Below are 25,200 nucleotides of genomic sequence, written 5' to 3' on the forward strand. Positions count from 1 at the left end.
TTTGTCGCCTGCTGCTCAGCAATCAGGTCTTGAGGAGTTTTTTGTTCTGTCGTCCTAGCAATATCTCTTGGAATTTACAATTATTTTAGTACACTCCGGACTTCGGTCATTTGCTTCCAAATGGACCCTTTTGCATCTTCGCCTTCTTCAATACGCTCAATTGCCATATTAATTTGCAATTTCACTTCAAACTCCGGGTCATTTGCAGCTTCTTTAAGAGCAGGCAATGATTTTTCTGTGCCAGTTTCATATAAAAACATTGCCGCTCGCCAGCGAACAAGTTTGTTTTTGTCTTGCAATAAATTCATTGCAGCGGGTTCGAATTCCGGGAAACCTAAATCACTCATGCAGTCGCCAGCTGTTCGACGTACTGCCCAGCTTTTATCCTCCAGTGCTTTTTTAATATAGGGAACTACTGTTTCTGATTCAATCATTCCAAGATAGACAGCGGCCAACCTGCGGATTGACATTTTTTCGTCAGATAATGCTTTGTCTAATAATGGAAGATCATCCAGTGTCGGATCTGCCATTTGGTCGAGCAAGCGGAATCGTGTCTCCCACTCGTTCGTCTGGAAATCCTCTAACGAAACACGTTGCTTCTGCTGGCTTGTGTGCTGTGTACCTTCAAGCGTATTGGTTACAATGGCAGACAACCGTTCCTCTGGATAGGCTGCTTCCACTTCTTTAACAACGGTTTCTCCGATTTCTTTCTTGCTGCCATAACGAATTCCGTAATCTGCCCATTTACGCAACAATATATAATTCTCGACTTCTGCGCTATGAACCTGTTCCATAGCTGAAACGAAACGATCACTTAGCGCAAACCGCTGTTCGTTTTCACTGTCGAACACTTTGACTTGTAAAGGAATCTCTTTATAGGTCTGGACATGTACATACACTTCGCCGAAGTGATCATCTGCTCCCAGCTCAGTTTCTGTCTGTTCGATTGTCTCTTCGTTAAAGACATTTCGAACTTCCGCTAAAATCGTTTCCCATTGTACATTCCCTACCCGTTCAACTGCCATGAAATTCATGACGTGGTAAATCCCTTTAATGCCTTTGATTTGCAAAAGTTGGGATACAAGTTCCGGCGCAGTTGTAGCATCTTCTTTTTTGTAATTGTGGGCTTCTAAATTCGGCAGTTCAGTATCCAGTACAATCTTCATGGAATTCGGACTCGGTGTCGGTTCAATCGTAACAATATTCATCTCGACGTACCTCCTCTAATTTTTCATAATTTCTTCAAGCTCGCTCCAGCGTTCAATTAGTTGTTCATATTTCGCGTTTAATGCATCCAATTTTTGTGTAAGCTCATTTAGTCGTTCATAATCTGCGCTGCATGTCGTCATTTCGATTTCCGTTGTACTGATTGCTGTTTCTGTATCTTCAATGTCTTTTTCTATCGTTTCCCAATCACGTTTTTCTTTGTAGGTTGGCTTCTTTTTTACAGGTGTCCCTACGGCGGGTTCAGGCTCTTTAGGTTCAGTAACAGGAGTCGCAGTTTTCATCGGCTCTTTTATACGTTCAGTTTCTAAAAAGTCCGTGTAGCTCATTAATAACGTCTCTATTCCGCCAGCACCATCGAGTACCCACAGTTTCGTTGAAGTTCGATCCAAGAAAAAACGATCGTGAGATATCGTCAGAACGACGCCTGGGAACGTGTCGATAAACGATTCAAGTACTGAAAGCGTCTCTAAATCCAAGTCGTTGGTCGGCTCATCCAGCAGTAAAACATTGGGTTGTTCCATTAGCAATTTCAGTAAATACAAACGTTTGCGCTCGCCGCCTGATAACTTACCTATCGGTGTGCCATGGGCAGATGCAGGGAATAAAAAGCGTTCAAGCATTTGAGACGCTGAAATACGATTCCCTTCCCCGTCTTCAATATCATTGGATGTTTCACGAATGTATTCGATAATTCGCTGGGTTTCTTTCATCTCAGGTAAATGTTGTTTGAAGTAGGCGATTTTTACAGTTGTCCCACGTTCAATCACGCCTTCGTCAGGCTCAAGAATTCCGTCAAACATATTGACCAACGTCGTTTTCCCAGCACCATTCGGTCCGACAACTGCAATTCGATCACCTGATTGAAGAATTGTTGAGAACTGATTAATGACTGTCTTACCATTAAATGATTTGGAAATCTCTTTTGCTTCTATTACTTTCTTCCCTAAGCGTGAAGTCTTAAGCGCGGCATCCATCTCTTCCTTCTGTACACCGCTTTTAACTTGCTGCTCCAAATCTTCAAATCTGCCAATTCGGGCTTTTTGTTTCGTTGAGCGTGCCTTTGCACCGCGCCGAATCCATTTCAACTCGGCACGGTATCGGTTTTTCAATTTGTCTTCTGTTGCGGCGTTCATCTCTTCACGTAACGCCCTAGCTTCTATAAAGTCACCATAATTTCCCTTATGAGCATAAAGCCTTTGGTCCGCCAGCTCAAATATGGATGTGGCAATCGCATCTAAGAAATAACGATCGTGTGTCACAAATAATACGGCACCAGATAAGTTTTTGATGAAGTCTTGAAGCCAAGTAATCGATCCGACATCCAAGTGGTTCGTCGGCTCATCTAACAGTAGTAAATCAGCCGGCTCAATTAAAGTCTTCGCCAGCATAACCCGCTTTCGCTGACCTCCAGATAATTCACCAATTTTTTTATCATAGGTTTCAATTCCTAATTTCGAAAGAATTGTCCGTGCCTGAGTGTTGATATCCCAAGCATTTTGCTCGTCCATCTGGTTTTGGTATTTCGCAAAGCGGGCCTGATTTTCTTCAACTTCAGGAGAATCAGTAAGCGCCTGTAACGCATGTTCATAATCTAAGTTCAGTCGAATAACTGGTGCATCACTTTGAAACACTGCTTCCAATACAGTTAATGATGGATTGACGATTGGATCTTGTGGTAAATAGGCAATCCGATAATTATTAGGATGATCTTTTGAAATCGTATCCGCTTCTTCTTGACCAGATATTATGGAGAGCAGCGTGGATTTACCCGTTCCGTTTATACCAAGCAGGCCGGTTTTTTCTCCCGACGTGATGGTGAAATCGATTGCGCGAAATAATGTTTTGTCGCCAACCGTTTTAGTTAAATTTTCAATAATTAATTGACTCATGACTACACTTCCATTCTATAACCTGCTAACTTCATGATACCTTATATTCCATGCTTTTTGTAGGAATAGCCCTATCCTTCTAGTGTTACAACTTGAAAAGAAAAGGGTACATACAGATGAAGACGTGACTCCAACAGGATTGTTATCCCCGAATAACTATATTTATAAATTTGCCCTATTCAAACAAACATAAAAGTCATTTAAGTCAGCATAATAAGACTTATTTTATTTTAGAATAAATTATTTTCAGACTACCTCTTTAAGTGGTACTATATTCTTCATAGGTAAAAGGAGGATTTATCATGTCACAGTTGTCAAAACAGGAGATCGTTGATAGTGTCCCGCAAAAAGGCTTTTTCGGTCATCCAAAAGGACTGTTCTCGTTATTCTTCACTGAATTTTGGGAGCGCTTTTCTTACTACGGGATGCGGGCTCTTCTCGTCTACTATATGTACTACGAAGTTTCAAAAGGTGGACTGGGTCTTAGCGAAGGGACAGCGCTTGCGATTGTTTCCTTATATGGATCACTCGTCTACATGTCAGGAATTATTGGTGGTTGGTTAGCTGACCGAGTCTTTGGTACGTCCCGTTCTGTCTTCTTCGGCGGAATATTCATAATGCTTGGTCATATCGTTTTAGCGTTCCCAGGCAACCTCAGCATGTTCTTCGTTTCCATGGCTTTGATCGTCATTGGTACAGGTTTACTTAAACCAAACGTTTCAAGTATGGTCGGAGATATTTACGCACATGGCGATAACCGTCAAGATGCCGGATTCAGTATTTTCTACATGGGTATCAACCTTGGTAGTTTCATCGCACCGTTAACGGTCGGTACACTTGGAATGAAGTATAACTTCCACTTAGGTTTCGGTTTAGCCGCAGTTGGTATGTTCTTCGGATTGTTATTGTTCGTCATTACTAAAAAGAAAAATCTTGGCCTTGCAGGTACATATGTAGCAAACCCTTTATCTCCTGCAGAGAAAAAGAAAACGATCAAAATTGTCGGAATTGTGGTTGTAATCTTAGCAATTCTAATTGCTATTGCGATTCCTACCGGTTATTTAACGTTAAATTCTTTCACTGCATTAATTGGTATTCTCGGTTTTGCAATCCCTGCAGCATACTTCTTCATTATGTATCGCAGTCCTAAAACGACATCTGATGAAAAGTCTCGCGTGCTCGCATACATTCCGCTGTTCTTAACAGCTGTTATGTTTTGGTCCATTGCAGAACAAGGTTCCACAATTTTAGCGTTATATGCGGATAAACGAACAAATTTAGATTTCTTAGGAATTCATATTTCTCCAGCATGGTTCCAATCTCTAAATCCGCTGTTCATTATCGTGTTCGCACCAGTCTTTGCATGGCTTTGGGTTAAACTTGGCGATCGTCAGCCATCGATTCCTCATAAGTTCTCGCTTGGTTTGCTGTTTGCCGGTATTTCATTCATCGTCATCTTGCTTCCTGGTCTAATGGGAGGAACTGATCAATTGGTTAGCCCGCTTTGGTTAGCATTGAGTATCTTCACACTTGTTCTTGGCGAGTTGTGTATCTCTCCTGTTGGACTGTCAGCGACAACTAAACTTGCACCTGCTGCTTTTACTGCACAAACTATGAGCCTTTGGTTCTTATCTAATGCTGCAGCACAAGCACTGAATGCACAGTTAGTTAAGCTCTATTCCGCGGATACTGAATTCCTTTACTTTGGAATTATCGGCGGCGTGGCAATTGTTCTCTCCATTATTGTGTTCTTCATATCACCAATCATTTCACGTTATATGAAAGGTGTACATTAAGAAATTAGTAAAAACGGTTTCCTTAGGGAGACCGTTTTTTTGTGTGCTGTTATTTAACAAAACGACTCTGCATAAACTAAGATTAGATTCGTTCTGTTAAGTGAGGGATTATTTATGACATTACTATTGCTCATGTTGTTAGGCGCCGTCCTGCTCGGTCCATTCATCTGGTCATTTGCAGAGCGCCAGCTGGAAGTGTATTTGTTTGTCTTAGGGTGTGTCGCTGTTTTTGCAGCAAACAGCTGGAATATCGAACTATTCCATACAGTGATGACAGATCCATTAGGCATCACATTGGCAGTATTTCTCGCAGGGTGCCTATTCCGTATATTTCAAAAATCTTTCAATGAAACCATCGCTTTTGCAGATCGTTTAATCCCTTCTCGTCTTTTTGTCGCACTCATTGTAATTTGTATCGGATTGGTCTCAAGCATAATTACTGCAATCATCGCTGCTATTTTGTTAGTTTCAATTATTAGTGTCCTGAACTTTGACAGACGCACTCAAATCCGTCTTGTCATTCTTTCGTGTTATTCTATCGGATTAGGTGCCGTTCTGACACCGCTTGGGGAGCCTTTATCGACAATTGCAACGAGCCGATTGAACGAATCTTTTTTCTACTTGTTCAATTTGCTAGGGTCTGATGTCATCATCGCTATTTTTGCTCTTGGGATTCTCGCAGGGTTGGTGATTTCTCCACACCCCCATAAGCGCAACAAGAAAAAGATTTCACAAAGAGAAACTTGGAATGCTATTATCACAAGGAGTTTAAAAGTCTACTTATTCGTTATGGCACTCACACTGCTAGGGTCAGGATTTGAACCGTTACTCAGTCCCCTCCTTGAAGGCAAAAGTCCGGCGTTCCTTTATTGGGCCAATACAATATCCGCCGTTCTCGATAACGCCACACTTGCTTCAATCGAAATCAGCCCTTCTATGGACGAATCGACGATCCGCGCAATTCTGATGGGGCTGCTTATCAGTGGCGGGATGCTGATCCCAGGCAATATCCCGAATATTATTGCAGCAGGAAAACTATCCATTACTAGTAAAGAGTGGGCACGTTTCGGATTTCCATTCGGATTGCTTGTCATGGTAATCTATTTTTTCGTTTTCGTAATTTAGGATTTTCAAAAATAAAAAGGCTGCTAAGAAAATCAGTTTCCACTGAACTTCCTTAGCAGCCTTTATTCTCGTTATTACTTATTGCGTTTTGTCAAACGGCCGAGTGCAAATGCTCCTGCTCCTAGACCAATGAGTGTATTTGTTTTTTTGTTAAATACTTGTTTAACTATCAAATTCATGTTTTGCGGACGTTCTGCAAGACGACGCATGAAATAGCCATACCAGTCTTCGCCAAACGGCACATACGTAGTGAAATTATAGCCTTCTTTTGCAAGTTCTAACTGCATATCCTTACGGAAACCGTAAAGCATTTGGAATTCAAACTTGTCATAAGAAATGTTGTTGTCTTTGACGAATTTTTTCACATGATTAATGACATGATGATCGTGTGTCGCAATTGAAGTGAATTTACCATTCAATAAATGCCATTCAATCAACTTTACAAAGTTTTCATCGATATCTGCTTTGTCCTGATAAGCAACTGCAGGAGATTCTTTGTATGCGCCTTTTACAATACGCAGACGGAAATCTTTATGCTCTTTCATATAGTCTTCTGCTTCAAAGAAATACGCTTGAATAACAGTTCCTACGTTTTTATAAGTAGTAGATAAATGATCCAATAACTCAAATGAAGGCTTTAGACGACCATAGTCTTCCATATCGAAGTTAACAAAGATATCGTATTCGCTCGCTTTGCTAACAATCTCACGAAGATTCTCTTCACAGAAGTCTTGGTCAATATCTAGTCCAAGTTGAGATGGCTTAAGAGAAATGGAAGCATCGACACCGTTTTCATGAATCGCTTCAATTACACCCAAAATTTGAGTTTTAGCAGCAGTTGCCTCTTCACGGTTGAAAACGAACTCGCCAAGATTGTCGACAGTACATGAAATACCGTGCGCATTCAGTTCTTTAATACTTTCAATTGTCTCTGGGATATTTGTTCCCGCTACTACGTTTTGAGCCCCCAATTTTAAACCATATTTTTTTGCTGCACTATTCAGTGTCTGGTTTTGGGATAGTCCCATAAATAAGTCTTTTAGCATGTCGATAACTCCTCAGAACAAAATTTTTTCACATATAAATTATATCACATATTGTGTGAATCCGACATATTCTGATTCGTTAAAAACTATTTCCAGCATGGTTTTTTATAAGTTTTGAAAAGCGTCCAAATTAGTCAGTCGGAACGTTTCGACACTAGCACTTAAATCCGCTGCAAGTCGTTTCATCTCTTCTGATTGGTCAGCAACTTCTGTAATTGTAGCGGATGTCTCTTCGCCTGAAGCCGAGATATTAGATGTCATTTCCTCCAATGCACGTATTGCATCTGCCAATAATCGTATATGCTGATCAACCAATTCTGATTTTTGCGCTTCGCTTCTAAGACTTTCTGAAATCGATGTCACTTCTGCTACATTGTCTTCTACAGCCGATGAGATATTGCCTAACGTTTGGGCTGTTTGGTGAACCGTGGCAGAACCATTTTCTATCAGCTTCCCGCTTTCTTCAGTGGACTGGACAACTTCAGCAATGCTAGAAGAAATATCTTTAATGAGCTTGTCTACTTCTTGAACGTCTTGGTTAGACTGCTCAGCCAGCCTTCTTACTTCATCTGCAACTACCGCAAAGCCTTTTCCGTGCTCGCCTGCTCTGGCTGCTTCGATTGAAGCATTCAATGCCAACAAATTTGTTTGAGCGGCTATATCAGAAATTGATTCAGTAATCAGTTGAATTTTCTTAGCGGAATCAATCAACCCATGAATGGCCTCCTTAGTGCTCGTAGAAGAATATGAAATTTTCTCCATATCCTCACTTAACGAAACCGCCCGCTCTCTTCCTTCCTCAGCTAATATCATTGTATTTGAGGAAATGCGAGCAGCTTTTTCAGCACGCTTATCTGCCTGATGAAGGTCCTGTGCCAATTCCTGAATAAGTTGTGCGACTTGATCTACACTGGCAGTACCGTCCGCAACTGAGTCCGCAGCTTCGTTGATGCTCTCAGAAATCATCCTTGTTGCGGCTTGCATTTCTCTTAACGAGTCAGCCGTCTGGAATGTACTCGCTGATAAGTGTTCGGAACTAGCTTTCACAGTGCCGATCATTGTCCGTAAATTTACTGCAAGTGTATTTAAAGTTGCCCCTAAGTCCCCGACCTCATCTTTACTGGTCACATGTACATCTGGAATCGCTAAGTTACCAGCCGCCAATTGTTTAGAGTGCTCGATTAAGTCTGAAATTGGTTTCGTTTTCTTGCGCAATAAATAGAGCGTTAACAACGCAGCAAGAATGAGCGGAACAATGCTAAGCAAAATTCCATTGCGGACAACACTCCACGTTCTTGAAGTGACAATACTGGCGTCAAAATCTATGACGCTAACAGCAATCACTTCTTTTGAAGGATCTTGATCCTTAAAAATTGGTGCATATCCTGAAAGTCTTTTTAGCCCAGCGAATGTGTAAGCATCTGAATATGTAGGATGTCCCATTTTTTTCAGCATCGCGATAGCATCTTTGTCAATTTTAAACTGATCTCCCGGCTCAAATCCTTGTGCTTTTAAATTATCATCTACCGCGACCAGCTTTCCGTCCAAATCCACAATGTATTGCGTCTCAAAAATATCTTTATGAGCAGTTGTCCAATTAAGCTGTTCACCTACTGTTTTTTGTACTGTCTTATCACCTGCCAACGCAGCGTCGATATCTTCAGGTACGATTAAACCAGTTGTGATATTTGCACAACCATATGCTTCAATTCCTGCAGCTTCAAACAGTCTGTCATATGCTGTTTTATACGTCGCAATCGACGTAATCGCAATCATGACGATAAGAATTCCAATTAGCAGGCTGCCTAGTTGGAATGTTAAAGAGCGAGTGGTTTTCATGATTCATTAGACCTCTTCCTCAAAATAGTATGTATGACTTATCTCTTCATTACTGTAACTTACAAAATGGTGTAAAACTATATCTAAATTTCACTTTCACACAATGTTCCTTGTTAATCCCACTATATATATCGGTTGTATTTTCAATTTTAGAAGTCGCCGCTCTCTATTTTTTATTTTTTTTGAGGTATGATAGGTAAGATAAAAAATACAGTTAAGAAATTGTTATGCATTACACATTTTCACAACCAACGGAGGTATATCATGACAAATCAAAATATATTCGAATTAGTTCATACTATGGAAAAAGTTAGCTACCAATTGGTTTTACAGTGGCAGCGTCGCTCTGATAATGATTTAGGAATATCTCATATTTTAGTCTTACAAGAGCTTCTCAATGAAGGGGAAAGCCGGCCATCAGATATCGCAAAAACGTTAAACTTCACTCCCGCTTCTTTGACCCACCTTTCTACAAAACTTACTAAGCAAGGATTGATAGTCAGAAGACAAGATGAAAACGATAAACGTACGAAGTACTTGTCGATTACAGATGCTGGTAAAGAACTTGTGTCGAAAGCCTACAATGATGGATTAGAAGTGCGTCGTGAGTTATTTTCTAATATTTCTTTAGAAGAGCAACAAGCTCTATTGGAGATCTATAAGAAATTAGAAGATTCTTTTGCAAAGTCTTCGGAAGAATGACTGGTGCCGAGAGTAATGTATGCGATTATTGTTAATCCGTCATCTGGCCGAGGAAAAGGTGTTCAGCTTTTTCGTCAAGTTGAACAGGAGCTATGTATTGCTAATATCGCCTATAGGACATTGCTAAGCGATACTAAAGAAACCTCCGTACTTTTTGTTGAAAAACTTATGAAAACTGAGAATCTTAAAGGTATTGTTGTAATTGGCGGGGATGGTACTGCGGGTTCCATTGTGGGGGTCGCCTCACGATGGAATCTGCCGGTTGCAATTTTGCCTGCTGGATCTGGTAATGATACAGCTCGAGCATTTAACCTTACCCATGATCCCACAAAGTTCGTTAAGCAATTAATCGAAGCTCATACTCGTAAAATCGATTTATTGAACGTTGACGGACAAAAAGGAATTACAATTGCGGCTGCTGGTGTAGACGCTGAAATAGGAGAAAAAGCAAACCATTCTTTTTACAAATCATTGTTAAACAAATTCGGTTTAGGCGGTCTCGCTTATCCGATTGCGGCGATTCACACATTACTGGTCTTTACTCCTTTTGAAATGACACTAACAATCGACGGTGAATCATTAATGGCATGGCCATGTACGTGGCTAATCGCAGCTGGCAATACGTCATCTTACGGCGGTGGGCTGCAGGTGTGTCCGCAAGCTTTACCAAATGACCAGATCATGAACATTACAATTGCACATTCGGCAAGCCGCCTATCGCTGCTATTTCGTTTGTTTCCAAGACTGCTTCAAGGAAATGCGATTGTCAGCCCATCCATCTCCTATTTAACTGCTAAAGCGATGACAATTCGCGCGGATCGAAGCGTATTACTCATATTGGACGGTGAACCTATACACAGCTCGACCTTTACAATTCAATTGAATCCAGAAGCGCTAACACTCATCCAAACTATTGAATAACTTCTATATTCATAAAGAAAACGCTTACATAAAAATCTACAGTTTAAATGTTCAAACTATTTGGACTTAACTATTGTAATTGCGGCAACTCTCGTGGTAGTATTGAAAAATGCTAGTGTTGAGGAGGTCGACCCATTGACAAATGTTCAAGAAGTAGAAAAGAAAAAATTATGTATTGAAGATATTTTAATCGCGAATCAGGTGTTAAAAGATATAGTGGCTCATACTCCTCTTCAAAAAAATGAACGGTTGTCTGAAGAATACGGATGTAGTGTTTATATCAAACGAGAGGACTTACAACACGTTCGCTCCTTTAAACTGCGAGGTGCTTTTTACAAAATCCAGCGTATTGCTGCTGAAGCTTTGGAAAAAGGAATTGTCTGTGCTAGTGCAGGGAATCACGCGCAAGGAGTTGCATTCGCATGCGCTCAACTTGGAATCGATGCCAAGATTTTCATGCCATTGACTACCCCTAAACAAAAAGTTGACCAAGTGGAGATGTTTGGAAAAGGACACGTGGAAATTGTATTAACCGGTGATACTTTTGACGATTCATTTGAAGATGCAATGATTTGCACGGAACAAGAAGACCGAATTTTCATTCATCCTTTCGATGATTTCGACATTATTGCAGGTCAAGCTACGGTGGCTGTTGAGATTATGAATGATATCGAGGAACCGATTGATTATGTTTTCTCAAGTATTGGCGGAGGCGGACTCATGTCAGGAATGAGCACGTACATTAAGAATTTGTCGCCCTTAACACGAATGATCGGAGTCGAGCCCGCAGGAGCGGCGAGTATGAAAGCTTCTATTGAGAATGCGGAACGCACTTCGTTGCCTGCGATTGATAAGTTTGTTGACGGGGCTGCTGTTAAGTGTCCTGGACAAAAGACTTTCGATATTTGTTTTGAGCTAGTAGATGAAGTGGTCGCTGTACCTGAGGGTAAAGTGTGCACAGCTATTCTTGATCTTTACAATAAACATGCGATTATCGCAGAGCCTGCAGGAGCGCTCCCGATTGCTGCGTTAGATGCGTACAAAGAGGAAATTAAAGGCAAATGTATTGTCCTCGTCATTAGCGGTGGAAATAATGACATTGGAAGAATGCAGGAAATTAAAGAAAAATCGTTGATTCATCAAGGTCTATTGTATTACTTCATCGTGAACTTCCCTCAGCGGGCTGGCGCATTACGTCAATTTTTAGATAACGTGTTAGGACCGGATGATGATATCACCACGTTTGAATATACGAAAAAGAATAATAAGGAAAACGGACCCGGACTCGTCGGGATTGAGTTGAAACGTCCTCAAGACTATGAAGGCTTGTTGGATCGCATGCGCATTAATGGTTTTGCGTTCACAGAAGTGAATAACGACAGTACGTTATTTGAATTATTAATTTAGCAAGAAAAGGTGAAGCCAGAGTGGGCTTCACCTTTTCTCGTTATTACATCCCTACGGAAATATATTTCACTTCGATGAACTCATCGATTCCTTGGTGGCCGCCTTCTCGTCCTAAACCACTCTGTTTGAAACCTCCAAAAGGTGCTTGCGGTGCGGATGGATTTCCATCATTTAATCCAACAATTCCGTACTCCAGTTGCTCACTCATACGAATTCCTCTGCTGAGATTTTCTGTAAATAGATAGGCAGCCAGTCCATAAATTGTGTCATTTGCGCGTTGAATGGCCTCTTCTTCTGTTTTAAACGTTGAAATTGGCGCAACAGGGCCAAACGTTTCTTCGTTCATGCAAAGCATGTCTTCTGTTACGTTTGTTAAAACAGTAGGCTCGTATAGGAGTCCTTCTAGCTTTTTACCTCCAGTTGCTACTTTCGCACCTTTATCCAGGGCATCCTGTACATGACGTTCTACTTTTTCAATTGCATTTTCATCAATCAGCGGCCCTATTTTAGTACCTTCCGCCAGACCATCACCAGTCTTCAATGCTTTTACTTTTTCAGTGAAGATTTTTGTGAATTCTTCTACTACAGATTCTTGGACATACACACGGTTCGCACAGACGCATGTCTGCCCTGCATTTCTGAATTTCGTAGCAATGACTCCTTCTGCCGCTTTTTCCAAATCACTGTCTTCCATGACAATTGCAGGTGCAAGTCCGCCAAGTTCCAATGAAATCTTTTTCACGGTATCAGATGCTTTCTTCATTAGTCCTCGTCCAACTTCGGTCGATCCTGTGAACGTTATTTTCTTTACACGCTCATCTGAGAGCCAAGCGTCACTAATCGCTTTTGAGTCTCCTGTTACGATATTGACGACACCTTCAGGAATCCCTGCTTCTAAGGCTAGACGTCCCAGTTTAATCGCTGTAAGCGGTGTAAGCCGCGATGGCTTAATGACTACGGTGCACCCTACTGCGAGCGCTGGAGCGACTTTCCGTGTAATCATAGCGGCCGGGAAGTTCCATGGAGTAATTGCAGCGACGACACCAACTGGCTGTTTATGGACATACATGCGCTTATTTTGCTGTGTAGCTGGAATCGATTCCCCGTAAACGCGTTTCGCTTCTTCTGCATACCATTTATTGAACCCATTCGCATAGCCGATTTCTCCAGCTGCTTCTTGCGTCGGCTTGCCTTGTTCAAGCGTCATCGTTTTCGCTAAATCATCAGTATCCCGCACAATAAGTTCGTGCCACTTCATAATAAGTTCGCTTCTTTCATACGCAGAGAGCGCTGCCCATTCAGGGAATGCTTTGTGCGCTTCATCCACTGCACGGACCGCTTCTTTTTCTCCACCATTCGGTACTTCTGCTAATTTCTCTTGTGTAAATGGATTGACAACAGAAATCGTTTCTAGTTTTTCACCAAAATCAGCTTTCCCAATAATCATTTCATATTTTTCCATTAAAAATTCCTCCTTGAACAGTATGTTGCTGGTACTAAGTGATGCTGCTGTATAAGAAAATATGCTTCCAATTTGTCGACAGTTGTCGTATTTCGAACGCCCTACACCAAGTTATGTCTTGTTTTGTGATAAACTGAACGATAGCAAGCTTTTTCGGCTTACTGAACAATACAAGAATTGTGAGGCGAGGTAAACATGGAAACAACCGTTAAACTAACCACATTGACTAAAAAAGGCGGATGTGGATGCAAAATCGGACCCGCAGATTTAGCTGAAGTGCTGCGCACACTTCCTCAACAGGCTTCGAATCCTAACTTGTTAGTTGGATTAGACACAAGCGACGATGCTGGTGTTTACAAGTTAACAGACGATCTTGCAATCGTGCAGACATTGGATTTCTTCACACCAATCGTTGACGATCCTTATGACTTCGGGCAAATTGCAGCTACAAACGCAATCAGTGATGTCTATGCTATGGGTGGAACGCCAATAACAGCCCTTAATATAGTTGCATTCCCTATTGCGGCGTTAGATAAAACAATTTTAACAGAGATTCTTCGCGGAGCTGGTGACAAATTGAAAGAAGCCGGCGTCGCATTAGTCGGCGGTCACTCGATTGACGACCAAGAACCGAAGTTTGGGCTGGCTGTTACAGGAACTGTTCATCCAGACAAAATCCGTCCGAATGCAGGTGCACTGCCGGGAGACGTGCTCCTTCTTACTAAACCAATTGGTGTCGGAATTTACACGACTTCATTGAAACATGGCGAGTTATCTGATGAAGAAATCAAACACGTAACCTCTGTCATGACGACTTTGAATAAGACTGCAGCAGAAACTATGGCAGACTTCGATGTGCATGCGGTTACTGACGTGACTGGATTCGGGCTGCTTGGGCATACTTCTGAGATGGCCAAAGGAAGTAAAGCAGGTATTACAATACAAGCGGACGCCGTCCCTGTTCTTCCGCGCGCCAAAGAATTGGCTGAAGGCGGTCACGTTCCTGGTGGAACTAAGAATAACTTTGCTCACTTAGAAAATGACGTGACATTTGCAAGTCACTTGAACCAAGTCGATCAGTGGATTTTGTGTGACGCTGTCACATCAGGCGGATTGCTCATAGCCGTTTCTGCTAATGAAGCGGAAGAATTACTGACTTCCCTTCAGAAAAACGGAGTCGATGCAAAACAAATAGGTACAGTAACGTCTGACAATCCTGGGCACATTACTGTCCAATAAGAAGGTGCATGTATGTTTCGTGATATAACACTGCGGGACCTTATGGCGCTCCATGCGAAAGAACCACATACGATGGTAGACGTCCGATCCCCAAAAGAATTTAAAGAAGCGAGTATTCCAGGTGCTCTTAACATTCCTGTTTTTAATGATGAAGAACGCGCTGAAGTTGGCACAATCTATAAACAAGTTGGCCAAGCGGAAGCAAAAAAACGGGGCCTGGAGATTTTTTCGGCTAAACTTCCTGCATTCATAGCGGAGTTTGAAGCAATCGATACTTCATTAACGGTTTTTTGCTGGCGCGGAGGCATGCGCAGCAAGACAGCCGCAACGGTTTTGGATTTAATGGGCATTCACCCTCACCGGCTTACAGGCGGTATCCGCACGTATCGGCAATGGGTTGTGCAAGAGCTGGAGAATTTCAAGTATTCTCCTGAATTGATTGTATTGAACGGATATACCGGTTCAGGAAAAACCGTAATTTTGCATAAGTTGGCTGAAGCAGGCGAGCCTATCGTTGACTTAGAAGGGCTGGCTGGTCACCGGGGATCTATTTTCGGTCAAATTGGGTTGGAAGCGTCCAATCAGAAGAATTTCGAATCCCTTCTTCTGCACGATTTGAAACGTACTGCGAACGAACCAGTCGTATTCATCGAAGGCGAAAGCAAACGCATCGGAAAAGTGACAATGCCTGGTTTCTTGTTCGAGAAAAAAGAACATAGCCGACAGTTGATCATCCAGTTGCCGATTGAGGAACGCGTACGAATTACGTTGGAGGATTATCAGCCTGCAGAACGGCCAGAAGAATTCAAAGCAGCGTTTGAGCAAATCAGAAGACGGATTCATGTCCCGATTGCGAAAGAGATTGAAGAAGCATTGAACTCTGGTGATTTCGACAGTGCCACTCGCTTACTGCTTGAGCATTACTACGATCCCCGTTATCAGCACTCCACAGGAAAAGTGGACGATGATTTAAAAATAACAATTGCGGCGGACACGGTGGACGAGGCGTTCGAGAAAGTGTTGGCCTGGAAACAACAATATATGAAGATGAAATGAAAAAGCATGTGTGCTGAGAATGTATTCTCGGCACACATGCTTTTTTGGGATTTTGGGTTTGGGGTTCTTTGTGTGATAGGGATTGTTGTTGTTTGAATTGGGCGGGTTGGCGCTTGAATCGGGCGGGTTGCTGCTCGTATCGGGCGGGTTGCCTCTCGAAACGGGCGGGTTGCTGCTCCAATCGGGCGGGTTGGCGCTCGAAACGGGCGAGTCCCCGCTCGAAACGGGCGGGTTGCTGCTCCAATCGGGCGAGTCCCCGCTCGAAACGGGCGGGTTGGCGCTCGAAACGGGCGGGTTGGCGCTCGAAACGGGCGAGTCCCCGCTCGAAACGGGCGGGTTGCCACTCGTATCGGGCGGGTTGCTGCTCCAATCGGGCGAGTCCCCGCTCGAAACGGGCGGGTTGCTGCTCCAATCGGGCGGGTCGCCACTCGAATCGGGCGGGTTCCGCCACCCCATCGCAACAACGCCCACCCCCAAATTAATCCCCTACCCTTCCCTAATCACTTAGGACTTCGCATCATTCACCCGCTGCAATGGAATATCAGCTGTAATGTCATTTAATACCCAGCTAGCACACACGAGGCCGGCGACGGAAGGACAGTAGGAATTTGACGCGGGCGGCATTTTAGCCTTGCGGATATCCGCTTCCGGTTTCCCTACCGTATCTACGACGTCTGGACGGACGACAATCGGACTTTCATCGGAAAACACGACAGGCACTCCTTTATGGATTCCAAGCTTTCTCAGTCGTGTCCGGATAACCTTTGCGATGGGATCTGTATGCGTTTTTGAGATATCTGCAATCTGGAAGCGTGTCGGGTCAATTTTATTGGCAGCGCCCATACTTGAAATAATCTTAATGCCGCGCTTGTTGCATTGCTCGATAAGATGGATTTTATAACTGATCGTATCCGAAGCATCGATGACATAATCAGGCTGCTGATCGAAAAATTGTTCGGCAGTTTCTTCTGTGTAAAACATATGCAGCGGCACGATTTCACAGTCCGCATTGATGTCTTGAATGCGCTCCACCATTACCTCTACTTTAGAGCGGCCTATAGTTGATAAATACGCAACGAGCTGCCGATTAATGTTTGTAATGTCGACATCGTCTTTATCTACTAAAATGATTTTGCCTACGCCGCTGCGTGCACATGCTTCAGCAGCGAACGAACCGACGCCGCCGACTCCTAATATGGCGACAGTCGTATTCTTCATACGTTCAACGCCTTCTTTACCTATGGACAATTCGTTTCGTGAGAACTGATTCAACATTTTAATACAACCTCTCTATTTCGGGATTCAAATGTAAAAACCTCTCAGCAAGTTTGCTGAGAGGTGAAGTATTCAAATAAGAAACAAATCCCGACTGTGCCGTCTTTGTAATATCGTTTTGAACCCGCACGGTGCAGGTGGGTGCCCGATCTTCTCACTTCTGAGGTCCCATGACAGGCATGTCATCATGAGAAGAATCTAGGCTCCCGACGATTAAAGTGTTCGGTCAAAACTGTCTGGCAAATAACGAACACTTCAGGATTTGTTGTTAAATACATCTTAGCATATGCTTTCTGACGATTCAATGATTAAAGCAAAATATTAAGCTATTTATTCAGAAAAGTTCAAATTACCTATTTTCCTTATTAGCCAATTGGATGTGCAACTCGGTTAGTTGTTTTGGGTCTACAGCATCTGGTGCCGCCGTCAATAAGTCTGTCGCGCTTGCTGTTTTAGGGAATGCGATCGTGTCTCTCAGGTTGGTTGAACCAGACAGCAGCATAACCAGACGGTCGAGACCGAATGCGATTCCGCCATGTGGAGGTGTTCCATATTCGAACGCATCCAGTAGGAAACCGAATTGCTCGCGTGCTTGCTCATTCGTAAATCCTAGAGCCGCAAACATTTTTTCTTGTACGTCTCTTTCATAAATCCGAAGTGATCCTCCGCCCAATTCGTAACCGTTTAGCACTAAGTCATACGCTAATGCTTTTACTGTTTCGGGGCTTGCAACGAGTTCTTCAACATCCGCAGGCATCGTGAATGGGTGGTGAGCCGCATAGAAACGCTCGTCTTCTTCATCATATTCGAATAATGGCCAGTCAGTTACCCATAAGAAATTATATAAAGACTCGTCGATCAAGCCGCGTTCACGGCCAAATTTCATACGAAGTGCACCTAATGTGTCTGCAACCACTGATTTTTTATCTGCTGCGAATAATAATAAGTCACCCGCTTCAGCTCCAGCTGCAGCTTTTAGTGCTTCTGCTGTTTCCCCTTCGAAAAACTTAGCAATTGGGCCTTTTAAGCCTTCTTCTTCTGATTTCAGCCAAGCTAACCCTTTTGCTCCGTATACTGCTGCAAATTCTCCGAAAGCATCGATATCTTTACGTGAATAATCAGAAGCTGCACCTTTTACGTTGATCAGTTTTACTTGACCTCCTGCTTCAAGTGCACCTGTAAAGACTTTAAACGCTGTATCTTTTACGATATCGGAAACGTCAACGAGTTCCATATCGAAACGAGTATCCGGCTTGTCTGAACCGAAACGCGCCATTGCATCAGCATACGTCATACGCTTGAAAGGACCTTCAAGTTTAACGTCTTTAACATCATTCATCACTTTTTGCATCAGGCGTTCGTTCAATTCGATGATTTCTTCAATTGACATGAAACTCATTTCCATATCGATTTGAGTGAATTCCGGCTGACGGTCAGCACGCAAGTCTTCGTCACGGAAGCATCGGGCGATTTGGAAGTAACGATCGAATCCTGACACCATCAGCATCTGCTTAAACAGCTGAGGAGATTGTGGCAATGCATAGAATTCGCCATCATGTACCCGGCTTGGCACTAAATAGTCACGTGCGCCTTCCGGTGTTGACTTCGTCAAAATTGGAGTTTCCACTTCAAGGAATCCTTCTCCATCCAAGAAATTACGGACAGTTTTCGTAATATCCGAACGCATTTTGAATGTGCGGGCTAATTGTGGACGGCGAAGGTCAAGGTAACGATATTTCAACCTAAGTTCTTCGCTGACATCCGTATCATCTTCGATTAAAAACGGCGGGTTTTTTGCTTCATTGATAATTGTGAGTTCAGTAACTTGAACCTCGATACCACCTGTTTTCAAATTCGCATTCTTCGTACGCTCTTCTCGTTCAACGACTAAGCCTGTAATCGAAATGACAAATTCGCTGCGCAGTTTTTCAGCAGTTGCTAACGCTTCTTCTGAAATTGCTGGATTGAAAACTGCCTGTAAGATTCCTGTGCGGTCACGCATGTCGACAAAGATCAGCCCGCCAAGGTCACGGCGTTTTTGAACCCATCCTTTTAATGTAACTTCTTGTCCGATGTGCTGCTCATTCAATTCTCCACAATATTGGGTACGTTGTTGCATCATCACCACTGCCTCTCTTCAGTTAACCTCTGCTTGTATAATTTCAATTAGTTTTTCGACTGATACGGATTGTTGAGATCCTTCAGCCATATTTTTCAATTGAACAATTTGCTGTTCTACTTCTTCTTCACCTATTACAGTGACCCATTTCGCTTGCAAGCGGTCTGCAGACTTCATTTGCGCTTTCATTTTGCGGTCCAAGAAGTCCATATCAGCGCGGATTCCGCTTGAACGTAATTGCTGAAGAATCTGGAAGCCTTCTTGTTTCGCAGCATCTCCGAGCGTTACTACATATACATCCAGTGCATCGTCATTCGTCAAAGGAACTTGCTCCGCTTCAAGTGCCAGCAGCAGTCGTTCGATACTCATACCGAAGCCAATACCTGGTGCAGATGGGCCTCCGATTTCTTCGGACAAACCATTGTACCTTCCCCCGCCGCAAAGTGTGGTAATTGCACCAAAGCCTTCTGCTGTGCTCATAATTTCAAACGCTGTATGATTATAGTAGTCAAGACCGCGAACTAGATTTGGATCCAGCTCGTATGAGATACCCGCTTTTGTTAATAAATCCTGGAGCTTTTCAAAATAAGCACGGGATTCATCATTCAAAAAGTCTGTTAAAGAAGGCGCTGTTTTCATCAAAGGATGATCTCGGTCCACTTTACAATCAAGAATACGTAATGGGTTTTTCTCTAATCGATTTTGACAATCGGAACAAAACTCGTCAATCCGCGGTGTGAAGTGCGCAACAAGCGCATCTCGGTGAGCCGTTCTGGAATCTTTGTCCCCTAACGAATTCAAAACGAGCTTAATATCTTTTAAGCCCACTTTTTTGTATACGTCGAGTGCCAGTGCAATGACTTCTGCATCGATTGCAGGATCTGCGCTTCCTATCGCTTCCGTACCGAATTGGACGAATTGACGATATCGGCCTGCTTGTTGGCGTTCGTAACGGAACATGGGCTCGATGTAGTACAATTTGACAGGCTGGTCCACCCAGCCAAACATTTTGTGTTCGACGAATGACCGAACGACTGGCGCAGTTCCTTCTGGACGTAATGTCATCGAACGGTCACCGCGGTCTTTAAAGGTATACATCTCTTTTGTTACGATATCTGTTGTGTCACCCACTGTACGCTGGAAGAGCTCCGTTTGTTCAAACATTGGCGTACGGATTTCTTGGTAACGGTAAACTTCACACGCTTCGCGAATCATTTGTTCAACTTTTTGCCATTTCCATGATTCACTTGGAAGAATGTCTTGAGTTCCTCTTGGCACTTTAAACTTCATTGGTAAACCCCTCTCGTTTGTCTTCAGGAAAAGCGGACATACAAAAAGCCCCCACCCCTTGCGTATGCAAGGGACGAGAGCTCGATAATAGCTTCCGCGGTTCCACCCAAATTGACGCCTAAGACGTCCACTCGTATCCGGATAACGGCCGGTTCCGTCTTTCCCTAATAAGCCCGATTGGCCTTTCAGCAAAGAGTCTCGTTGGTGTTGTTCATCAAGTTAGTCTGCAGGGGGATTTCAGCCAAGTCCGCCCTTCTCTGATCAGCCACAAGCTTGAGTACTTTCCAAGTCATCGACGTAAATACTTCATGTAGTTATCAATAATAGTACCATCTGGTGAAATTGTGTCAACCTTTTTCATTTCCTCTAGTCTTTTCAGACAACTTCTTTTACAATAATGACAAAGGGGGATGAATAATGTCGAAACTTGCAAAACTCATAGCCGCTTTCCTATTGTTATCAGTCATCGTGCTGGAACCGCTTTCAGTAACTGCTGATTCACTAGAACAAACAGTTGTAGTCGATTCTCCAACGTTGAATATCCGATCTGGACCTGGACTTACCTACTCTGTTACTGGAAAGCTGAAAGACAAACAAAAAGTGCAAGTAATTGACCGTTCAGACGATTGGCTCCAAGTTTCTGTAAATGGAGAGACTGGATGGATAGCCGCTTGGCTTACGGCGTCTGCGAAAGGTGCCTCAAAAGAAAAAGGAAAAATCGTTTCACGAGTAAATTCACTAAATATCCGTTCGTCACCCTCTATAGAGTCGGCTGTTATTGGGAAATTACGCACCGGTGATCTCGCTAGCTTAGTTGAATATCAGGGTGAATGGGCTTCGATTATTGTAGATGGTTTACAAGGCTGGGTTCATACAACATACATAACTGAAGTAGATGCTGACGCCCCGGAATCATCACCTGAAAGCGCAAAAAATCCTAAAGTGACGGATGCAAATCTGTTTACTGTAAAAGTAAATAAATTAAATGTCCGTAAAAAACCGACACAATCGTCCAAACGGATTGCAACTGTTGCTAAAAACGAAACGTTTCAAATCGAACGGATTGATGGAAATTGGATTCAAATTACTTTGGAAGGAAAAAAGTCAGGCTGGGTTTATTCGTTTCATGGTGAGTTGTCCAGCGCGAACAGTGTAACATCGAACAGCAGCCCAGATACTGTTTCCATTGTAACCAATGGAACGAATATCCGGGTTCAGCCTACCACGTCTTCCGACATCGCATTGCGGGCAGATGCAGGTGAAGTATTCAAAGTAAAAGCAAAAAAAGACGATTGGTATGAAATCCAGCTGAATACTGGCGGAACAGCTTATGTTGCGGAATGGGTAGTGAATTCTTCAAATGTCTCTACAACATCTGCTGCGAAAGTTCCTAAAAAAGAAAAACGAGTTCCAGGAACTTTAAAAGGGCTCAAGATTGCGATCGATGCCGGCCATGGCGGGAATGACCGCGGCACGACTGGAATTCGCGGAAACGACGAAAAGGATCTTACCTTGCAAACTGCTGAATTGCTTTCAGGAAAACTTAAGGAAGCAGGCGCGGAAGTTGTTATGACGAGAAATTCGGATACGTATGTATCGCTCAGGAAACGTCCGTCAATTGCTCATTCAGAAGGTGCCGATGCATTTGTAAGCTTGCATTATGATGCGAATCCTGACCGCTCCATTGTTGGATTTACGACCTATTATACGAAGTCTGCCCAACAATCATTTGCTCAATCCATTAATGATGGACTTGCGGGATCTGTTGACTTGCATAACAGAGGAACGCAGTCAGCGAATTATTTAGTGCTTCGAGAAAACCAATTACCTGCTGTCCTTATTGAATTAGGCTTTTTATCCAACTCATCGGAAGAACGTGTGTTAACGAGCTCTTATTTCCGGGAGCAAGCTTCACAAGGAATCTACAAAGGACTTCTTCAATACTTTGATGGACAATAAAAAAACGTCCGTAAGCAACCGATATTCTGGCTGCTTACGGACGTTTTCATTTGGATTCGACAATAATCGTAACTGGCCCATCATTCACTAGAGAGACGTCCATCATCGCTCCAAAGACACCTGTTTCGACTGTTAGTCCATACGAACGCAATTGTTCGTTAAAGTAGTCGTAAAGAGGTTCTGCTTGCTCAGGTCTCGCGGCATCGATGAAACTTGGACGCCGGCCTTTGCTTACATTTCCATATAACGTGAATTGCGAAATCGAAAGGATTGCCCCTCCGGTTTCGTCAATTGAACGATTCATCTTCCCCTCTTCGTCTTCGAACAGGCGAAGTCCTGAAATCTTTTTTGCAACATAGGCAGCCTCTTCTTCAGTGTCTGAATGGGTCAGCCCTACGAGCAAAACGTATCCGTGTTCAATCGCCCCTGTAATTTCACCCTCAACTGAAACAGACGCTTGTTTCGATCGTTGTAAAACCACTTTCACTGCGAAACACCTCTTAGTTAATTAATAATCCGCTGTACTGAGTAAATATCCCGAACTTGTTTTATTTTATCGACAATCCTTTGTAAATGCTGCAAATCAGTGATTTTAATAGACATACTGATGTGCGCTATTTTAACTTTGTCGGCTTTACCTGAAACCGCAACAATTGGTGTTTTCGTGTCAACGACAGCCATCATAACTTCATTTAAAAGGCCTTGTCGGTCGTAACCTGTTATTTCGATATCTACTTGGAATTCTTTCTTCACACTTTCAGAACTAGATACTGCCCAATCGACGTCAATCAATCGATTATCGGATTCTTCATCAGAATGGATATTTGGACAATCGACTCGGTGAACGGAAACACCGCGGCCTTTTGTGATGAACCCGACGATTTCATCGCCAGGAACTGGGTTACAGCATTTCGAAAGGCGAATTAACAAGTTTTCCAGCCCTTTTACAACGACACCCGATTCCGTCATTGTTTGAGCTGGCTGATTTTTCAAGTCGGAAACAATTTTGTCGAGCGTATCTTTTTTCTCGCGTTCTTTACGGATCTTGTCTGTCATCCGATTGACGACTTGTTGTGCAGTAATTCCACCTGAACCGATTGCCGCATACATATCTTCTTCAGATGTAAAGCTGTATTTGTCGATCACTTTTCTTAAACTTTCAGGCGTGACCACTTCACGTAAGACATACTCTTGCTGCTTTACTTCTTTTTCAAGCAATTCTTTTCCGCGGTAAATATTTTCCTCACGGAGCTGCTTTTTAAAATATTGGCGTATTTTGTTGCGCGCTTGTGAAGTGTTAGCGATTTTTAACCAGTCTCGGCTCGGTCCGAAGGATTGTTTCGACGTTAATACTTCAATGATATCGCCTGTAAATAATTCCGTTTCGAGCGGAACCATTTTTCCATTCACTTTCGCTCCAATCGTGCGGTTACCGACTTCAGAGTGAACACGGTAGGCAAAGTCGATAGGAACTGAACCTTTCGGAAGTTCAATAACATCACCATCCGGTGTAAACACGTATACCATATCCGAGAACAAATCGAATTTCAACGACTCCATGAACTCTTCTGCATTGGATGACTCATTTTGCATCTCCAAAATTTCACGGAACCATGTGAGTTTAGAGTCGATGGTATCTGGATATTGAGCAGAAATACCTTCTTTATATGCCCAATGTGCAGCAACCCCGAACTCTGCAATTTTGTGCATTTCTTCTGTACGAATTTGCACTTCAAGAGGATCCCCTGCAGGACCTACAACCGTTGTATGAATCGATTGATATAAGTTTTGTTTGGGCATCGCAATATAATCTTTGAACCGCCCAGGCATCGGCTTCCATAAGGTATGGATAATTCCAAGGACAGCATAACAATCTTTAATGCTGTTCACGACAATCCGTACGGCTAACAAGTCATAAATTTCATTGAATTCTTTTTTCTGTAAGACCATTTTACGATAAATGGAATATAAGTGTTTCGGTCGGCCAGACAATTCAGCATGGATGTCCATCGTCCCAATTTCTGTATGAATCTGCTCCATGACATTTGCCAAGTAGTTTTCACGTTCTGCGCGCTTTTGCTTCATGAGGTTGACAATGCGGTAATACTGCTGTGGATTTAAATACCGAAGGGCGATGTCTTCCAATTCCCACTTGATTGCTGAAATCCCAAGACGATGGGCAAGAGGAGCAAAAATTTCAAGCGTTTCCGCAGAAATTCTCCGTTGTTTCTCTTCTTTGACGTACTTTAACGTCCTCATATTATGCAATCGGTCTGCAAGTTTAATAAGAATGACCCGGATATCCTGAGCCATTGCGATAAACATTTTACGGTGATTTTCCGCTTGTTTTTCTTCATTCGATTTAAACTTCAATTTTTCTAGCTTTGTGACTCCGTCTACTAGCATTGCCACTTCTTCACCGAAATCCCGGACGATGTCTTCTCTCCCGATTTCAGTATCTTCTACTACATCGTGCAAGAAGCCTGCAGCTACTGTAGATGGATCCATTTGAAGCTGTGCCAGAATGCCAGCGACTTGTACCGGATGGAGAATGTATGGTTCCCCAGAGCTTCTAAATTGCCCTTCGTGGGCTCTTTTTGCAGCTTCGTATGCTTTTTTCACAAAAGCCACGTGTTCTTCGTTCATATAAGCGCCGACAAGTTCATATATATCATGTTCCGTTAAATCCTGATTTTGAGCCATTCTCTCACCTCTTTCAAGCGATTCCGAAAAAATAATCATGCCTCTATTGTATGGCGAAAATAGAAGATTTGTAAAGAAATGAATTCATCTAACTGACTTACTGTGTCAAAAGCATGTCGAACTGCACTATATTCTGTCGAACCAA

19 protein-coding genes, 1 other RNA gene and 1 other annotated feature are annotated in these 25,200 nt (G+C 42.8%); of the genes, 9 read left to right on the forward strand and 11 right to left on the reverse strand.

From position 1 onward, the window contains the following. Positions 1–80: 80 nt before the first annotated feature. Both QT716_RS05985 and QT716_RS05990 read right to left on the reverse strand, forming a co-directional pair. Positions 81–1,208: a virulence factor gene (locus QT716_RS05985; protein WP_317935136.1), complete on the reverse strand. Its 1,128-nt coding sequence runs from the start codon at positions 1,206–1,208 to the stop codon at positions 81–83. 15 nt (positions 1,209–1,223) lie between these two features. Further along, entirely contained in the window at positions 1,224–3,116 is a 1,893-nt protein-coding gene (locus QT716_RS05990; RefSeq protein ID WP_317935137.1) for an ABC-F family ATP-binding cassette domain-containing protein, read from the reverse strand. Positions 3,117–3,418: 302 nt separating this feature from the next. Here QT716_RS05990 and QT716_RS05995 point away from each other — a divergent pair, with 302 nt between their 5' ends. Then, complete coding sequence (locus QT716_RS05995) at positions 3,419–4,912, forward strand: peptide MFS transporter (protein WP_317935138.1); 1,494 nt, start codon at positions 3,419–3,421, stop codon at positions 4,910–4,912. Positions 4,913–5,026: 114 nt separating this feature from the next. Next, positions 5,027–6,037: a DUF1646 family protein gene (locus tag QT716_RS06000; RefSeq protein WP_317935139.1), complete on the forward strand. Its 1,011-nt coding sequence runs from the start codon at positions 5,027–5,029 to the stop codon at positions 6,035–6,037. Between the two features lie 74 nt (positions 6,038–6,111). Here QT716_RS06000 and QT716_RS06005 read toward each other — a convergent pair whose 3' ends face one another. Together QT716_RS06005 and QT716_RS06010 are read right to left on the reverse strand one after the other, a co-directional pair. After that, positions 6,112–7,083 (reverse strand): proline dehydrogenase family protein, encoded by a 972-nt coding sequence (locus QT716_RS06005; RefSeq protein WP_317935140.1) that lies wholly within the window; start codon positions 7,081–7,083, stop codon positions 6,112–6,114. 105 nt (positions 7,084–7,188) lie between these two features. Then, positions 7,189–8,922: a methyl-accepting chemotaxis protein gene (locus tag QT716_RS06010; RefSeq protein ID WP_317935141.1), complete on the reverse strand. Its 1,734-nt coding sequence runs from the start codon at positions 8,920–8,922 to the stop codon at positions 7,189–7,191. Positions 8,923–9,186: 264 nt separating this feature from the next. Here QT716_RS06010 and QT716_RS06015 point away from each other — a divergent pair, with 264 nt between their 5' ends. From QT716_RS06015 to ilvA, 3 genes are all read left to right on the forward strand, one after another. Continuing rightward, on the forward strand, positions 9,187–9,624 hold the full coding sequence (locus tag QT716_RS06015; protein WP_317935143.1) for a MarR family winged helix-turn-helix transcriptional regulator: 438 nt from the start codon (positions 9,187–9,189) through the stop codon (positions 9,622–9,624). A gap of 15 nt (positions 9,625–9,639) precedes the next feature. After that, positions 9,640–10,545, forward strand: a complete 906-nt coding sequence (locus QT716_RS06020; RefSeq protein WP_317935145.1) for a diacylglycerol/lipid kinase family protein — start codon at positions 9,640–9,642, stop codon at positions 10,543–10,545. A 135-nt stretch (positions 10,546–10,680) separates the two neighbouring features. Then, positions 10,681–11,952, forward strand: coding sequence for a threonine ammonia-lyase IlvA (ilvA, locus tag QT716_RS06025; RefSeq protein WP_317935146.1), 1,272 nt, complete (start codon positions 10,681–10,683; stop codon positions 11,950–11,952). A 43-nt stretch (positions 11,953–11,995) separates the two neighbouring features. Here the strand turns inward: ilvA and QT716_RS06030 are convergent, their stop codons facing one another. Then, positions 11,996–13,414, reverse strand: a complete 1,419-nt coding sequence (locus QT716_RS06030) for an NAD-dependent succinate-semialdehyde dehydrogenase (protein ID WP_317935147.1) — start codon at positions 13,412–13,414, stop codon at positions 11,996–11,998. 195 nt (positions 13,415–13,609) lie between these two features. Between QT716_RS06030 and selD the strand changes: the two genes are divergently transcribed. From selD to QT716_RS06045, 3 genes are all read left to right on the forward strand, one after another. Beyond that, positions 13,610–14,653 (forward strand): selenide, water dikinase SelD, encoded by a 1,044-nt coding sequence (selD, locus tag QT716_RS06035; RefSeq protein WP_317935148.1) that lies wholly within the window; start codon positions 13,610–13,612, stop codon positions 14,651–14,653. A 12-nt stretch (positions 14,654–14,665) separates the two neighbouring features. Then, positions 14,666–15,709: a tRNA 2-selenouridine(34) synthase MnmH gene (mnmH, locus tag QT716_RS06040; protein ID WP_317935149.1), complete on the forward strand. Its 1,044-nt coding sequence runs from the start codon at positions 14,666–14,668 to the stop codon at positions 15,707–15,709. 337 nt (positions 15,710–16,046) lie between these two features. Then, positions 16,047–16,217: a hypothetical protein gene (locus QT716_RS06045; protein WP_317935150.1), complete on the forward strand. Its 171-nt coding sequence runs from the start codon at positions 16,047–16,049 to the stop codon at positions 16,215–16,217. Here the strand turns inward: QT716_RS06045 and QT716_RS06050 are convergent. From QT716_RS06050 to hisS, 4 genes are all read right to left on the reverse strand, one after another. Beyond that, a complete protein-coding gene (locus QT716_RS06050; protein ID WP_317935151.1) occupies positions 16,214–16,984 on the reverse strand; it encodes a tRNA threonylcarbamoyladenosine dehydratase in 771 nt (256 codons plus the stop codon). The two genes, QT716_RS06045 and QT716_RS06050, sit on opposite strands and share 4 nt — an antisense overlap. 83 nt (positions 16,985–17,067) lie before the next feature. Next, positions 17,068–17,249, reverse strand: a non-coding RNA gene (ssrS, locus tag QT716_RS06055) — 6S RNA. 84 nt (positions 17,250–17,333) lie between these two features. Then, positions 17,334–19,106 carry an aspartate--tRNA ligase gene (gene aspS, locus QT716_RS06060; RefSeq protein ID WP_398292583.1) on the reverse strand — a complete coding sequence of 591 codons (1,773 nt, stop codon included), beginning with the start codon at positions 19,104–19,106 and terminating at the stop codon, positions 17,334–17,336. 15 nt (positions 19,107–19,121) lie between these two features. Beyond that, positions 19,122–20,393, reverse strand: coding sequence for a histidine--tRNA ligase (hisS, locus tag QT716_RS06065; protein ID WP_317935152.1), 1,272 nt, complete (start codon positions 20,391–20,393; stop codon positions 19,122–19,124). A gap of 66 nt (positions 20,394–20,459) precedes the next feature. After that, positions 20,460–20,695 (reverse strand) — a binding site (T-box leader). A 115-nt stretch (positions 20,696–20,810) separates the two neighbouring features. Here hisS and QT716_RS06070 point away from each other — a divergent pair. After that, positions 20,811–22,352: an N-acetylmuramoyl-L-alanine amidase gene (locus tag QT716_RS06070; RefSeq protein WP_317935153.1), complete on the forward strand. Its 1,542-nt coding sequence runs from the start codon at positions 20,811–20,813 to the stop codon at positions 22,350–22,352. Between the two features lie 46 nt (positions 22,353–22,398). On the opposite strand, the gene dtd is transcribed toward QT716_RS06070, so the two are convergent. Both dtd and QT716_RS06080 read right to left on the reverse strand, forming a co-directional pair. Next, positions 22,399–22,839: a D-aminoacyl-tRNA deacylase gene (gene dtd / locus QT716_RS06075; protein WP_317935154.1), complete on the reverse strand. Its 441-nt coding sequence runs from the start codon at positions 22,837–22,839 to the stop codon at positions 22,399–22,401. A gap of 17 nt (positions 22,840–22,856) precedes the next feature. Beyond that, positions 22,857–25,055: a RelA/SpoT family protein gene (locus tag QT716_RS06080; protein ID WP_317935155.1), complete on the reverse strand. Its 2,199-nt coding sequence runs from the start codon at positions 25,053–25,055 to the stop codon at positions 22,857–22,859. Positions 25,056–25,200: the final 145 nt, after the last annotated feature.

The sequence above is a fragment of the Sporosarcina aquimarina genome, assembly GCF_033253705.1.
Classification (GTDB): domain Bacteria; phylum Bacillota; class Bacilli; order Bacillales_A; family Planococcaceae; genus Sporosarcina; species Sporosarcina aquimarina.